Source organism: Bordetella ansorpii (assembly GCF_900078705.1).
GTDB lineage: Bacteria > Pseudomonadota > Gammaproteobacteria > Burkholderiales > Burkholderiaceae_B > Bordetella > Bordetella ansorpii_A.
In genome coordinates this window covers 158,505-171,580 of record NZ_FKIF01000003.1, presented here as the reverse complement: position 1 = coordinate 171,580, position 13,076 = coordinate 158,505, and the positions used below count along the sequence as shown (strand labels likewise).

General features: G+C 67.6%; 10 protein-coding genes and 1 other RNA gene. 2 read left to right on the top strand and 9 right to left on the bottom strand.

What is annotated here, in order from left to right:
• The first annotated feature begins 142 nt into the window (after window positions 1–142).
• Window positions 143–1,051: a formate/nitrite transporter family protein gene (locus tag A6745_RS09350; RefSeq protein WP_066126174.1), complete on the top strand. Its 909-nt coding sequence runs from the start codon at window positions 143–145 to the stop codon at window positions 1,049–1,051.
• Window positions 1,052–1,146: 95 nt separating this feature from the next.
• Here A6745_RS09350 and A6745_RS09345 read toward each other — a convergent pair whose 3' ends face one another.
• The 4 genes from A6745_RS09345 to aceE form a co-directional block, all read right to left on the bottom strand.
• Window positions 1,147–3,237, bottom strand: a complete 2,091-nt coding sequence (locus tag A6745_RS09345) for a 2Fe-2S iron-sulfur cluster-binding protein (protein WP_066126172.1) — start codon at window positions 3,235–3,237, stop codon at window positions 1,147–1,149.
• Between the two features lie 68 nt (window positions 3,238–3,305).
• The gene (locus A6745_RS09340) at window positions 3,306–3,920 is read right to left on the bottom strand and encodes a glutathione S-transferase family protein (RefSeq protein WP_066126170.1); all 615 of its coding nucleotides are present in this window, start codon (window positions 3,918–3,920) and stop codon (window positions 3,306–3,308) included.
• Window positions 3,921–4,080: 160 nt separating this feature from the next.
• Window positions 4,081–4,980, bottom strand: a complete 900-nt coding sequence (locus A6745_RS09335; protein ID WP_066126168.1) for a LysR family transcriptional regulator — start codon at window positions 4,978–4,980, stop codon at window positions 4,081–4,083.
• 163 nt (window positions 4,981–5,143) lie between these two features.
• A complete protein-coding gene (aceE, locus tag A6745_RS09330) occupies window positions 5,144–7,828 on the bottom strand; it encodes a pyruvate dehydrogenase (acetyl-transferring), homodimeric type (protein WP_066126166.1) in 2,685 nt (894 codons plus the stop codon).
• Window positions 7,829–8,131: 303 nt separating this feature from the next.
• Here aceE and A6745_RS09325 point away from each other — a divergent pair, with 303 nt between their 5' ends.
• Window positions 8,132–8,755 carry an FMN-dependent NADH-azoreductase gene (locus tag A6745_RS09325; RefSeq protein ID WP_066126164.1) on the top strand — a complete coding sequence of 208 codons (624 nt, stop codon included), beginning with the start codon at window positions 8,132–8,134 and terminating at the stop codon, window positions 8,753–8,755.
• A gap of 100 nt (window positions 8,756–8,855) precedes the next feature.
• Here A6745_RS09325 and ssrA read toward each other — a convergent pair.
• From ssrA to ompA, 5 genes are all read right to left on the bottom strand, one after another.
• Window positions 8,856–9,277: a transfer-messenger RNA gene (gene ssrA, locus A6745_RS09320) on the bottom strand.
• A gap of 195 nt (window positions 9,278–9,472) precedes the next feature.
• Window positions 9,473–10,663 carry an MFS transporter gene (locus A6745_RS09315; protein ID WP_066126160.1) on the bottom strand — a complete coding sequence of 397 codons (1,191 nt, stop codon included), beginning with the start codon at window positions 10,661–10,663 and terminating at the stop codon, window positions 9,473–9,475.
• 151 nt (window positions 10,664–10,814) lie between these two features.
• Window positions 10,815–11,516 carry an HAD-IA family hydrolase gene (locus A6745_RS09310; RefSeq protein ID WP_066126158.1) on the bottom strand — a complete coding sequence of 234 codons (702 nt, stop codon included), beginning with the start codon at window positions 11,514–11,516 and terminating at the stop codon, window positions 10,815–10,817.
• 14 nt (window positions 11,517–11,530) lie between these two features.
• Complete coding sequence (ubiG, locus tag A6745_RS09305) at window positions 11,531–12,250, bottom strand: bifunctional 2-polyprenyl-6-hydroxyphenol methylase/3-demethylubiquinol 3-O-methyltransferase UbiG (protein ID WP_066126156.1); 720 nt, start codon at window positions 12,248–12,250, stop codon at window positions 11,531–11,533.
• Between the two features lie 160 nt (window positions 12,251–12,410).
• Entirely contained in the window at window positions 12,411–13,004 is a 594-nt protein-coding gene (ompA, locus tag A6745_RS09300; protein ID WP_066126153.1) for an outer membrane protein OmpA, read from the bottom strand.
• Between the last annotated feature and the right edge of the window lie 72 nt (window positions 13,005–13,076).

Here is a 13,076-nt window from a genome sequence, read left to right as displayed (position 1 = left end):
GCGCCGTTTACGTCTGCTTGCCTCGTGCCGGGCCGCACCCCCTGTCCATACCCGACCGGCTGACATAAGGTTGAATGCGCCCGCCACCGTGCGGGCGTCGAACCCCAGTCATGACCGAATCAGCGGCCCACGGAGGCGCATCATGTCCGACACCCAACACGCCGACCAGAAGAAAGAATCCGCCGACGAACTGACCGAGAAGCTGCCGTCCAAGGCCGCCGCCGTCCACGAGATCATCCGCAAGGAAGGCGAGAAAGAAATGCGGCGCGACTTCTTCGCGCTGTTCTGGTCGGCCATCGCGGGCGGCCTGATCATGAGCACCTCCATGCTGGGCCGTGGCGTGCTGCAGGCCTATGTGCCCGACGTGCCGTGGGCCATGCTGGTCGAGGCGGCGGGCTACACGCTGGGCTTCATCTTCGTCATCACGGCGGGGCAGCAGCTGTTCACCGAGAACACGGTCACGCCCGTGCTGCCCTTCATGTCGCGGCCCACCTGGGGCAAGCTGATGCAGCTGTTGCGCCTGTGGGGCACGGTGCTGCTGGGCAATTTCATCGGCGGGCTGATCGCGGCATCGGTCTTCGCCTATCTGCCGATGTTCTCGCCCGAGGTGGACAAAGAGTTCGTCGAGATGGGGCACCATCTGCTGGAAGTGCCCAACGGGCAGACCTTCGCCACCGCCGTGCTGGCAGGCTGGCTGATCGCGCTGCTGGTCTGGATGATCCACGCGGTGGAGAGCGGGCGCATCCTGCTGATCTTCCTCATCACGTACCTGATGGGGATCTCGGACGTGTCGCACGTGGTGGTCGGCATGATCGAGGTGACCTACCTGGTGCTGCTGGGCGAGGCCACCATCGGGGATTCGCTGCTGAACTTCGTGTTGCCCACGCTGGTCGGCAACATCATCGGCGGCACCTTCATCTTCGCCCTGATCAGTCATGCGCAGGTGCGTGCGGACGCGAACCTCGACGTGCAGAAGAAGGAAGATGAAGAAAGCCGTCTCGAGGCGAAGCTGAAGGCCAAGGAGGAAGGCCGCGAGCCGCCGCAGCGCTGAATCCGCCCGCCCGGCGCGCCGCGTCCGGGCGCCGGTTTCCCGCGCCGGCGGGGCACGGCCTGGGCATGCGCCGATCGGGCGGCATGCCTTGGACCTCACAGGTCCAGGTGCAGGGCGCTTGCGCCCGCGGCCGGCACCGCGCAGCACAGCAGCGCCTCGCCTTCCGCCACGTCGAACTCGGGCAGCTTCGTGTAGGCCACGGATCCCTTCAGTATCTTCGTGCGGCAACTGCCGCAACTGCCGGCCCGGCAGCCGAAGGCGGGCTCCAGTCCGCGTTCCTCCGCCAGTTCGAGCAGCGATCCGCCGTCGGGATGCCAACGGGCTTCCTTGGCGGATTGCAGGAACAGCACCGGCACGGATTCGGTGGCGAGCGCAGCAGCGGGCGCTGCTGCGGGCGCTGCTGCGGGCACGGCGGCGTCGGGGCGGGCCGCCGCCGTTGCGCCAGCATCCGCGCGGCGGGCCAGCGACGACTGGCCGAAGGCCTCCGCGTGGATACGCGCGTCGGCGACGTTCAACGCGCGCAGGCCGTCGTACACCGACTGCATGAAGGACGTCGGGCCGCACAGGTAGAAGTCGTAGTCGTCGAAGGGCAGGAAGCGGCGCAGCACGTCGATGTCGATGCGGCCGACGGCGTCGAAGTCTTGCTGAGGCTTGGCGTCGCCCGGTTCGCTCAGCAGGCGTATGACGTGCACCGCGCCCTTGGCCTGGTCCTGCAGCATGGCAAGCTCGTCCGAGAATGCGCGTTCCCGCACCGAACGGGCCGAATGGAAGAGCCAGGCCTGGCGCGTGCGCTGCCTGCGCTGGCCTTCGTAGACGAGATGGCGCAACATCGCCAGCATGGGCGTCACGCCGATGCCCGCCGCCAGCAGCACGGCGGGACGCTTTTCCAGGGGGTCTATCGTGAAGGCGCCTGCGGGCGCGCGGGTCTCGATCAGGTCGCCCACTTTCACCTGCGTATGCAGGTGGCGCGACACCACGCCATCGTGCTTGACGCTGATGCGATAGGCGCCGTCCGAGGGCGCGGCCGACAGCGTATAGGTGCGCGTCGAGGGCTGCTCATGGCCTTGCGGCGTCACGCGTATCGGCAGGAACTGGCCGGCCTGGTGCGGGATCAGGCCCGCGCCGTCGGCGGGTTCGAGATGGAATGAGCGCACCACGCTGCTCTCGTCCACGATGTTCGTCACGCGGAAGGGACGCCATTGCGTCGCCCGCGCGGCGGCGCGCAGCCGGTCGGCGGCTTCGTCCCAGGTGCCCGTCAGCAGCGCGGCGGGCGAGGCGCCGCCGGCCTCGCGCTCCCAGCGCATCGGCAAGGCGTCACCGCGCCGCAGGATCACTTCGGGAAAGAAGCGCCATAGCCGTTCCGCGCCCTGGAAGGCGGCGATTTCCGGCGAGTCGACGATCACTTCCGCGCGCCCGCTCATCTGCAGCAGTTCGCCCGTGTCGACGTCCGCGAAGGTCAGGCCGGCAACCGGGTTGACCATGAAGTTGCCCAGGGTGTTGAAGAACAGGTTGCCGTTGAAGTCGGGGATGGTCATGCCGCCGTCGTCGTCCAGCCGAACGAAGCCGGCACGGCCGCCGCGATGCGAGACGTCCACCTGCCGGCCGGCATCGGGCAGGTCCACGTACGAGGCCACGAAGAAGGCATCGGCATGGCTGATCAGCGCGCGGGCGCGATCGTCCAGCGCGGGCAGCGCCTGCACCGGCAGCGTGCCCGGTTCGGCAGGGTCTCGCGTGAATGCGATGGCGCGCTGATGGATATAGCGTGGGCAGTTGCCGAAGCTGTGCACCACGTCCACGTGCGAGATCCGGCCCGCCTCGTGGCGCAGCACGCCGTTCATGCGGTTGCGGCGCCGCGTGGCGAGGTCGATGCCCAGCAGTCCCACGGGCTGCCCGTCCTCCAATCCGGCGTCGGCGGGGTCGGCGGCGTCGCGTGCGAGCCCCAGGTTCAGCCGGCGCGGATCGGGCGAGCTGGCGAAACCGCGCCGTCCCGCGCGCAGCGTCGCCCACGGGCGGCCATCGGGGTCCACCGCGCCCAGCACCACGAACGGCACCTGTGCGAAGAACTCGCGATGCTGGTCCGGCATGTAGTCGCGCACGAAGCGGCGTCCGATATCGTCCATCTTGGCCAGGGCGCCCGCATGCGTCTGCATGGCGAGTTCGCCGGCGTGCCAGGGCAGGGTGGTCATGAAGGGGCTCCGGTAAAAGGGCCCCGTCCCGGGCGGGCTGCGTGGCCGGGACGGGTCGACGAACGGTTTTACGCAGCCAGGCCGACCGGCGTGCGCGGCATGGCCACGAAGCCCGGCAGCGCTTCCACGCGCGCCAGCCATTGGCGGACATTGGCGTAAGCCTTCAGGTCCACATTGCCCTCGGGGGCATGCGCCGTATAGCTGTACAGCGCCACGTCGGCGATGGTGGGGTGTTGCCCGCCGGCGATCCACGGCTGGCCGGCCAGGGCATCGTCCATGCGCTTGAGCAGCACGTGAGCCAGGTTGATGGCGACTTCCGCGTCGAGCGGGGCGCCGAACACCGTGACCAGCCGCGCCGCGGCGGGGCCGAAGGCCAGCTCGCCCGCGGCCACGGACAGCCAGCGCTGCACCGCGGCGGCCTGGGCGGCGTCTTCGGGCAGCCAGTCGGTCTTGCCGAACTTCTTGCCCAGGTAGACCAGAATGGCGTTCGAGTCCGCCACGACGTGGTCGCCGTCGACCAGCACCGGCACCTGGCCGAAGCTGTTGAGTTTCAGGAATTCGGGCTGCTTGTGCGCACGGTTGGGGATGTCGACCTCGATCAGCTCGACGGATTGGCCGATCAGCGACAGGAACAGGCGGGCACGGTGGGCATGGCCGGACAGCGAGACGGAATAGAGTTTCATGGCGGCACTCCTATGTTGTGGGTTTCGCACGAAATGCCGTGCTGAAACGAATCATAGGCAAGCCGATTCGCCAGAAAAATCGTCTATCTCACAAGTAATTGTTCTTGATTCTGCAATAGTTGCCGGGCAGCACCGCTGCCCGCCGACGCCGGCCATCAAGCTAGTTAAGCGCCTTGTCCGTCCGCAGCCGTTCTATCGCGAAGTCCAGGAAACTGCGCACCTTCTGCATTGCGTGCCGGCCTTCGCGGTGGATCACCTGTATCGGCGAAGGGGTGGGCTCATGGTCGACCAGCACGAGCCGCAGCCGGCCGTCCCACAGTTCGGCCGCCACCTGGTAGGAAAGCACCCGGACCAGTCCCAGCCCGGCCACCGCCGCGGCGATGGCCGAATCATTGGTCGAGGTCGCCATGCGCGGCGTGATGCGCACCGCCAGCGGTTCGTCATCGTGCCTGAAGCGCCATTCCGGCAGCGTGCTGACGCTGGTCGTATGGATCAGCGTATGCCGTCCCAGGTCGTCGGGCGTCTTGGGCACGCCGTGCCGGTCCAGGTAGGCGGGCGAGGCGCAGACCACGCGCCGCACCCGCCCCACCGTGATCGCCTGCAACGACGAGCTGGGCAGTTCCCCGATACGGATGCCGACGTCCACGCCTTCGTCCACGATGTTGACGTTGCGGTCCAGGAACAGGCAGTTGACGTCCACCTCGGGATAGCGCTGCAGGTAATCGACCACGATGGGCGTGACGTAACGCCCGCCGAACAGCACCGGCGCGGTCAGCACCAGTTGCCCGCGCGGCGTGGCGTGCGCGCCCGCGGCCGTCAATTCGGCCTCCTCGATCTCGCCCAGGATGCGCTTGCAGTTCTCGAAGTAGGCCATCCCGGCCTCGGTGGGCCGCACCACGCGGGTGGTGCGCGTCAGCAGCCGCGCCCCCAGGTGCGCTTCCAGTTCCGTGACGAAGCGGCTGACCACCGACAGCGACACGTCCAGCTTGCGCGCGGCCGGCGTGAAGCCGCCGCTGTCGACGACGGCGACGTAGGCTTTCATGGCTTGCAGGCGGTCCACGCGCGGGCTCCTTGGCATTGTCCAGAGCCGAAGTATCGCAGCCTGGATGGAAAAGGCCCAGGTGGCGGCATGGACGGCCGGATGCGGCACAGGCCGGCTGCGGCCGGCCCGCCGCCTTGCGCGCCGGATCACCAACGCCGCGCCGCGCGGCCGCCCGCTCGCCCTAGCGGCTCGGATCCGCCTTGTCCGCCGCCACGCCATACCGCTGCATCGCCTCCGTCACGACGTTGCGCGGCAGCGCGCCGTCATCCGCCAGCGCCTTGAGCGCCGCCACCGCGATGAAATGCCGGTCGACCTCGAAGAAGCTGCGCAGCGACTCCCGCGTGTCCGAGCGGCCGAAGCCATCCGTGCCCAGCGCCACCATGCGGCGGCCCTCGACGAAGGGCCGGATCTGGTCGGCCACGATCTTCATGTAGTCCGTCGCCACGACCAGCGGACCCTCTCGTCCCGCCAGGCATTGCTGTACGTAGGGCACGCGCGGGGCCGCTTCCGGATGCAGCAGGTTCCAGCGCTCGGCCGCCATGCCGTCGCGGCGCAGCTCGGTCAGGCTCGTCGCGCTCCAGATGTCGCAGGCGATGGCGTAGTCGTTCGCCAGCAACTGCGCCGCCTGGATCACCTCGTTGAGAATGGCGCCGCTGCCGGCCAGTTGCACGCGCGCGGCGGGCTCGGCTTCGGGCGCCATCGTGCGCAGCGCATACCAGCCACGCAGAATGCCGTCCCGCGCGCCATCGGGCAGCGCCGGGTGGGCATAGTTTTCGTTCAACAGCGTGATGTAGTAGAAGACGTCCTCCTGTTCCACGTACATGCGGCGCATCCCGTCGTGCATGATCACGGCCAGCTCGTAGGCATAGGTCGGGTCGTAGGATACGCAGCACGGAATCACGGACGACAGCACATGGCTGTGCCCGTCGTCGTGCTGCAGTCCTTCGCCCATCAGCGTCGTGCGGCCCGAGGTCGCGCCCAGCAGGAAGCCGCGGGCGCGCGCGTCGCCGGCCGCCCAGGCCAGGTCGCCCACCCGCTGGAAGCCGAACATCGAGTAGTAGATGTAGAAGGGCAGAGCCGTGACGCCGTGGTTGCTGTAGGCCGTGGCCGCCGCGATCCAGGCCGACATGGCGCCGGATTCGTTCAGCCCTTCCTGCATGATCTGCCCATCGCGCGTCTCGCGGTAATAGCTGAGCTGGCCGGCATCCTGCGGCGTATACAACTGGCCGACGTGCGAATAGATGCCGACCTGCCGGAACATGCCTTCCATGCCGAAGGTGCGCGATTCGTCGGGCACGATGGGCACCACGTTGCGGCCCAGCGACTCGTCCTTGAGCAGGGCGCCCAGCATGCGCACGAACGCCATCGTCGTCGAGTAGGCGCGCGTGCCGGAGTCCTGCAACTGCGCGTCGAACAGGGACAGCGCGGGCAGCGCCAGCGGCTCGCACGCGGCATGGCGCGACGGGATATGGCCGCCCAGCGCCGCGCGGCGCCCCCGCAGGTAACGCGCCTCGTCGCTGTCCGCCTCGGGTTTCAGATAGGGGATGTCGTCGAGCTGTTCGTCGCTGACGGGCAGTTCGAAGCGGTCGCGGAACGCGCGCACGGCATCGGCATTGAGTTTCTTCAACTGGTGGTTCACGTTCTGGCCTTCGCCCGCCTCGCCCATGCCGAAGCCCTTGACCGTCTTGGCCAGGATCACCGTGGGTTGACCCGTATGGCGCACGGCGGCGGCATAGGCGTTGTACACCTTCACGGGATCATGGCCGCCACGCGTCAGCGCCCAGATGTCCGCGTCGCTCATGTCGGCCACCAGGTCGAGCAGCGCCGGGTACTTGCCGAAGAAGTGCTCCCGCACATAGGCGCCGTCCTGCGACTTGAAGGCCTGGTACTCGCCGTCGACGCATTCCATCATGCGCTGTTGCAACAGGCCGGTGGTGTCGCGCGCCAGCAGGTCGTCCCAGCCGCCGCCCCAGATCACCTTGATGACATTCCATCCCGCCGCGCGGTACAGGCCCTCGAACTCCTGGATGATCTTGGCGTTGCCGCGCACGGGACCATCGAGCCGCTGCAGATTGCAATTGACGACCACGATCAGGTTGTCCAGCCGCTCGCGCCCGGCCATGGCCACCGCCGCCAGGGATTCGGGCTGGTCCATTTCGCCATCGCCCAGGAAGGCCCAGACCTTGCGGCCCTGGTGCGGCGTCAACTGCCGGTCTTCCAGGTAGCGCATGAAGCGCGCCTGATAGGCGGCGGTAATGGGACCCAGCCCCATCGACACGGTCGGGAACTGCCAGAAGTCCGGCATCAGGCGCGGATGCGGATACGACGACACGCCATCGCGGCCCGCTTCGCGCCGGAAGTTGTCGAGCTGCGCCTCGCTGATGCGGCCTTCCACGAAGGCGCGGGCATAAATGCCCGGCGAGGCATGGCCCTGCAGATAGACGAGGTCGCCGGCGAAACGGTCGGTGCGCCCGCGGAAGAAATGGTTGAACCCCACTTCGTACAGCACGGCCGCGGAGGCGTAGGTGGCGATGTGTCCGCCCACGTTCGAGTGCTTGCCGGCGCGCAGCACCATGGCCATCGCATTCCAGCGCACCATGGCGGCCAGCCGGCGCTCGATCTGGACATCGGCGGGATAGGCCGACTCGTCGCGGACGCTGATCGTGTTCACGTAAGGCGTGGTGATCGCGCCGCGGAAATCGCCATGCACCTGGGCATCGGCGCCGTGCAGGCGATCCAGCAGATAGTGCGCGCGGCGGCGTCCATATGCGCCGGTCACGGCGCTCAGCGCCTCGATCCATTCCTGTGTTTCCTGGGGATCCACGTCCAGGGGCAGTGCGTCCAGCGGCAGTTCGGGGGCGTTCATGTCTGTCTCCATGAGGGGGCGGGATCGCAATGCAGCTTCGGTCCGACGCACGGACAGCCATGGCCATACATGAGTTGCATCTGCAATCGATAGCGGATTGTGAGGGGTTTGCTGTACGATTGCAAATGCAACTCATCGTCCGAAGCGCAGGGCAGGTCCATGAAGCCGCCGGATCCGTGGTTTGCCTGCGTGCGATCCCGCCGCGCGCTTCTCGAAGGCTCTGGACGCCGCCGCCGCGGCCCGGGCCGGGCAGCCTCGGTGGCCGCATTCCCGTTCGTGCTTTTTCTTCCGGAACCTTGCATCATGCGCTTGCTGAATATCGTGTCTTCCCCGCGCGGCGAAAGATCCGCCTCGATCACGGTCGCCAACGCCTTCATCGAGGCGTATGCCCAGACGTGTCCGTCGCTGGTGGTCGACACGCTGAACGTGTGGGAAGAAGACCTGCCCGAGTTCGACCGGGCGGGCATCGGCGCGAAGTACAAGGGCGTTGCCAACGCGCCCATGGACGCCCATGAGGCTTCTGTCTGGCAGCGCATCCAGTCGCTGGCCGCCCGCTTCCAGTGGGCGGACCGCATCGTCGTCGGCGTGCCGATGTGGAATTTCGGTTATCCGTACAAGCTGAAGCAACTGATCGATCTGGTCTGCCAGCGCAATATGCTGTTCACCTTCGACGGCAAGGCATACGGCCCGATGCTGCAGGCCTCGCGGGCGCTGGTCATCCATGTGCGCGGCCAGAGCATCGACGCGGGGGCGAGCGACGATAATCCGGGTTTCGCGCACCAGGCCGATTATCTGGATTTCTGGTTGAAGTTCATCGGCGTGCGCGACGTCACGCGGTTGACGGTGGAGCACACCTGGGATGACCAGGGGCCGGCCGCCATCGAGCGGGCAAAGGCGCAGGCGTTCGGCGTCGCGGCGTATTTCTGACACCACGCGGGCGTCATCGGCACGGGCCGAAAAAAATCCCCAGGAGGCGGACCTCTTGGGGATTTCCTGTTGTCCGGCGGGCGATGCCGGACAAATATACTGGTGGAGCCGGCGGGAATTGAACCCGCGTCCGCAAGCCCTCTGCAGTCAGTTCTACATGCGTAGTCGGCCTATTTCGTTTTAACCCTGGACTTAGCCAACCGACAGGCCGGACCAGAGCGATTCACGTAATTTAAACCTACGCCGTGTGACCCCAGCGCAAGCCGATTCCTTGTGAATAACACTGCTGCGGTTCAGGAAGAAACTGCTTCGGGGGATATAGGCCCTAGACAGAAATCCTTAGGAAGGTTGCCCTTCCTCCGCCCGACCCAAGGACAGATCGGTGCAGCGGCTCACCGCTTAAGCGGCGAGAGCGAAACGCTCGTCGTTGGCGTTTGATTGTTTCCAGTGGTTTTACGAGCGTACTGGTGCTCGGCATGCCCTGAACTGTTTCGCGACCCACGTCGAATCCGGATCGGCCCCAGGACTGACAATTGTACGCCTTTATGGGCGGGGCTGCTGGACTTAAGCCTTTTTGGCGACAGGGGTGTGACCGCTATGCGCCATGGCCGCTCGGCCTGCACGGGCCGGCTGCCTCAGGCGGGGGGCGGCGCACGGCAGGAGGCCGCGGAGCCTTGCCCGTCGTTGTGCCGCCTGGCCAGGCAGCAGGTGTCCGGATCAGCATTGCTGGCCCGCCGGCTCGGCCGCCGCCGGCGCCGCCTGGGCGCGCCGCGTCATGGCCATCAGGCCCAGCGCCAGCAGCATTCCCGCCGCCAGCACGCCGGCAGCCGCGCCGCCCAGCGCCGCCAGGCCGTGATGGTCGATGACGTAGCCGCCGACCACCGCGCCCAGCCCGATTCCGGCATTGGCGCCCGAGATGTTCAGCGAGGCGGCGAAGGCCGGCGCCTGGGGCGCGGCCTTCATCAGCCGCACGTGGCAGACGATGAACAGCGCGGCCTGGGCGACGCCCCAGGCCGCCAGCGCCACGGCCAGCAGCACCGGCGCGCGCATGACCAGGGTGACGAAGGCCAGGCCGCCGGCCATGATGGTGCCGAACAGCAGGGTGGCGCCCAGCGGGCTGCGGTCCACCAGCCGGCCGCCCAGCCAGTTGCCGATGATGCCGATGCCGCCGAAGGCCATCATGGTCCAGCCCACCACCTGGCCGTTGAAGCCCGCCAGCCGCTCGAGCATGTCGGCCAGGTAGGTGTAGGCCGTGAACATGCCCGTGAACACCAGCAGCGACAGCAGCACGTGCCCCACCACCAGCGGATTGCGCAGGATGCGCACCTGCTCGCGCAACCGTGCGGCATGGCCGTGGCGCTGGATGTGCGGGAACGTCACCAGCAGCATGAGCGCCTTGGCGAAGGCCACCGCCGCCAGGATGCCGAAGGCGGCGCGCCAGCCCAGGGCATCGGAGATCAGCACGCCGATGGGAATACCGAACACGGTGGCCGCCACGATGCCGAACGCCACCATGGAGATGGCGCGGCCGGCGCGTTCCGGCCCCACGATCTCCACGGCGGTGGCGCTGGCCAGGGACCAGAAGACGGGCAGGGCCAGCGCCGGCACCAGCCGCGCGATGGCCATGGTGCCGATGTCGGGCGCCAGGGCCGCCAGGGTGTTGGACAGGCCGAACAGCGCCAGCACGCCGACGAACAGGCGCTTGCGCTCGATGTTGGTCATCAATGCCGTCAGCAGCGGGCCGGTGGTGGCGACCGTGAAGGCGAACAGCGACACCAGCAGGCCGGCCTGCGACACCGTGACGTCGAGGTCGCGCGCCATGGGCGGCAAGAGGCCGATGATCAGGAATTCGGTGGTCAGGATGGTGAAACCCGACGCGGACAGCAGCAATATGGGAAGCAAGGGCATGGCCAGACGGGCACGCGGCCTTGTGAGCCACGCACCGCAGCAGGAATGGAAAAAGGGGACGAGCGGTTCGTGCCGGTGGGGCGCGGCTACCGCAGGATGATCGATACTGTAGGGGAGATGAGGCAGCCGGATAAAGGCCGCCAAACCGGTTTTACTGTTCGGCTCGATCGGACAATGCGTGACGAACGTCCGAGGGCAGCAGGGCGTGGATGGCCGGCCACAGCGCTTCGACACTGTCGGCGCAGGCTTCCGCCCGCCAGGCCGTGGCATCGCCGTCGACACCGATATAGCCGTAGGCCGCCGCCACGGCGGGCATGCCCGCGGCGTGCGCGGCCTGCACGTCGCGCAGGTCGTCCCCGACATAGACGCAGCGTTCGGGCGAGAAGCCGGCCTGCGAAGCCGCCAGCAGCAGCGGCGCCGGATGGGGCTTGGGATGTTCGGCGGTGTCGCCGCACACGGTGGCGGCGCTTTGCTCGGCCAGGCCCAGGTATTCGATGATGGGCAAGGCCAGCCGGGTTGCTTTGTTGGTGACGATGCCCCAGGACAGGCCGTGCCCTTGCAGGCGTGCCAGCAGTTCGGCGATGCCCGGGAACAGCGTGCTGTGCACCGTGGAGCCCGCCGCGTAGTCTTCCAGGAACTGCACGCGCACGGCCTCGTAGCCGGGGTCTTCCGGCTTGAGGCCGAGCGCCGCGCGCAGCAGGCCGCGCGCACCGTGCGACGCCACCGGACGCAGGGCCTCGTAGGGCAGGGGATCGAGGCCTTGCCGGGTGCGCTGCCGGTTGGCCGCGGCGGCCAGGTCGGGGGCGGTGTCGGCCAGCGTGCCGTCGAAGTCGAACAGGACCAGTGCCGTCATGGCGGATCCGGCGCTCATTTGCGCGTGGCCATCAGGTAATTCACCGACGTATCGGCCGACAGCGAATAGATCTTGGTGATGGGGTTGTATTCCATGCCGCGCATGCCCACCGTTTCCAGGCCGGCCTGGCGTACCGAGGAGGCCAGTTCGCTGGGCTTGATGAAGCTTTCGTAGCTGTGGGTGCCGCGCGGCAGCAGGCGCAGCACGTATTCGGCGCCGATGATGGCGAACAGGAACGACTTGGCGTTGCGGTTCAGCGTGGAGAAGAACACCCAGCCGCCCGGCTTGGCCAGCGCGGCGCAGGCCTGCACGATGGAGGCGGGGTTGGGGACGTGTTCCAGCATTTCCATGCAGGTGACCACGTCGTACTGGCCGGGCTGCTCGGCTGCCAGCTCTTCGACCGGCACCTTGCGGTATTCCACCGGCACGCCCGATTCCAGGCCGTGCAGCCGCGCGACCTTCAGGGATTTGTCGGCCAGGTCGATGCCGGTGACCTGGGCGCCGGCACGCGCCATGCTTTCGGACAGGATGCCGCCGCCGCACCCCACGTCCAGCACGCGCTTGCCCGCCAGGCTGCCGGCCAGTTCCTGGATCCACTCCAGGCGCAGCGGGTTGATGGCGTGCAGCGGCTTGAATTCGCTTTCCGGATCCCACCAGCGCGAGGCCAGGGCGCTGAACTTGTCCAGTTCGGCCTGATCGGCGTTGACGGGGCGGGCAGAGGTATCTGGGGTCATGGGGCGGCCGTTGGCGAGGGCAGGGGAGGTTCCGTGCCGGGCCCCGGGCCCGTGGCCTGGAAGCCAGGCTGCGGTTGCCCGGGGGCGGCCCGGCGGCAAAAAAAAGGGCCACGCTGTGCGTGGCCCTTCATTGTACCGGCTGTGAGACCGGTCGAAATGCTTAGCGGCGGGTACCGACGATTTCGATTTCCACGCGGCGGTTCTTCGCGCGGCCTTCGCGGGTCGAGTTCGAAGCAACGGGTTGCTTCTCGCCCTTGCCTTCCGTGTAGATACGGTTGGGGTCGATGCCCTTGCTGACCAGGTACGACTTGACCGAAGCGGCACGGCGCTCGGACAGCTTCTGGTTGTAGGCGTCGGAGCCGATCGAGTCGGTGTGGCCAACGGCGATCAGGGTTTCCAGGTTGATGGTGTTCACCTGGGAAGCCACTTGATCCAGCAGCTGGCGGCCTTCCGGCTTCAGCGTCGACTTGTCGAAGTCGAAGAACGTGTCGGCGTTGAAGACGACCTTCGACGCGGTCGGCTGGGGAGCCGGAGCGCGGGGCGTAGCGGCCTGGGCGACAGGCACGCCGTCACAACCGGGGATGCCGGTGGCCGGGGTCCAGAAGGCATCGCGCCAGCACAGTTCGTTGGTGCCGTTCTTCCACACCGTGCCGAATGCATTGCGCCAGTTGTCGACGGTTTGGGCGGAAGCCGCACCAGAGGCCGTGACGGCGGCGAAGGCAAGAGCCAGAGCGAATTTGGAGGGTTTGTTCATGTTTCTCCTCGTTGAGCTTGAAGCTGGATAGATGACTCGCAGCGACCCCCGCCGCATATCAGGAAAACGGGG